1 rRNA gene (running past one end of the window) is annotated in these 1,373 nt (G+C 56.5%); it reads left to right on the top strand.

The features are described from left to right. Nucleotides 1–97: 97 nt before the first annotated feature. Nucleotides 98–1,373, top strand: a 23S ribosomal RNA gene (locus tag ACIA73_RS41885); it runs 1,271 nt beyond the window's last position.

The following is a 1,373-nucleotide window of genomic DNA, read 5'->3' as shown; positions in this document are numbered from 1 at the left end:
GATCTTCAGTGCCGGCCCCAGTGAACTCCGCTGCAAAGTGGGGGTGATGGGTGGCTGGTCGTTGTTTGAGAACTGCACAGTGGACGCGAGCATCTGTGGCCAAGTTTTTAAGGGCGCACGGTGGATGCCTTGGCACCAGGAACCGATGAAGGACGTGGGAGGCCACGATAGGCCCCGGGGAGCTGTCAACCAAGCTTTGATCCGGGGGTGTCCGAATGGGGAAACCCGGCAGTCGTCATGGGCTGTCACCCATACCTGAACACATAGGGTATGTGGAGGGAACGCGGGGAAGTGAAACATCTCAGTACCCGCAGGAAGAGAAAACAACCGTGATTCCGGGAGTAGTGGCGAGCGAAACCGGATGAGGCCAAACCGTATGCGTGTGATACCCGGCAGGGGTTGCGCATACGGGGTTGTGGGATCTCTCTTTCACATTCTGCCGGATGTGAGACGAGTCAGAAACCGTTGGTGTAGGCGAAGGACATGCGAAAGGTCCGGCGTAGAGGGTAAGACCCCCGTAGCTTAAACATCAACGGCTCGTTTGAGAGACACCCAAGTAGCACGGGGCCCGAGAAATCCCGTGTGAATCTGGCGGGACCACCCGTTAAGCCTAAATATTCCCTGGTGACCGATAGCGGATAGTACCGTGAGGGAATGGTGAAAAGTACCGCGGGAGCGGAGTGAAATAGTACCTGAAACCGTGTGCCTACAAGCCGTGGGAGCGTCGCTGTATGTGCTTGCACATGCAGTCGTGACTGCGTGCCTTTTGAAGAATGAGCCTGCGAGTTAGCGGTGTGTAGCGAGGTTAACCCGTGTGGGGAAGCCGTAGCGAAAGCGAGTCCGAATAGGGCGATTGAGTTGCACGCTCTAGACCCGAAGCGGAGTGATCTAGCCATGGGCAGGTTGAAGCGGAGGTAAGACTTCGTGGAGGACCGAACCCACCAGGGTTGAAAACCTGGGGGATGACCTGTGGTTAGGGGTGAAAGGCCAATCAAACTCCGTGATAGCTGGTTCTCCCCGAAATGCATTTAGGTGCAGCGTCGTGTGTTTCTTGCCGGAGGTAGAGCACTGGATAGGCGATGGGCCCTACCGGGTTACTGACCTTAGCCAAACTCCGAATGCCGGTAAGTGAGAGCACGGCAGTGAGACTGTGGGGGATAAGCTCCATGGTCGAGAGGGAAACAGCCCAGAGCATCGACTAAGGCCCCTAAGCGTACGCTAAGTGGGAAAGGATGTGGAGTCGCAGAGACAACCAGGAGGTTGGCTTAGAAGCAGCCACCCTTGAAAGAGTGCGTAATAGCTCACTGGTCAAGTGATTCCGCGCCGACAATGTAGCGGGGCTCAAGCGTACCGCCGAAGTCGTGTCATTCCAC

It is taken from the genome of Streptomyces sp. NPDC051561 (genome assembly GCF_044454195.1).
Taxonomy (GTDB): domain Bacteria; phylum Actinomycetota; class Actinomycetes; order Streptomycetales; family Streptomycetaceae; genus Streptomyces.
The sequence above is the reverse complement of the archived record's forward strand: the minus strand, read 5'-3'. Positions and strand labels throughout refer to the sequence as shown.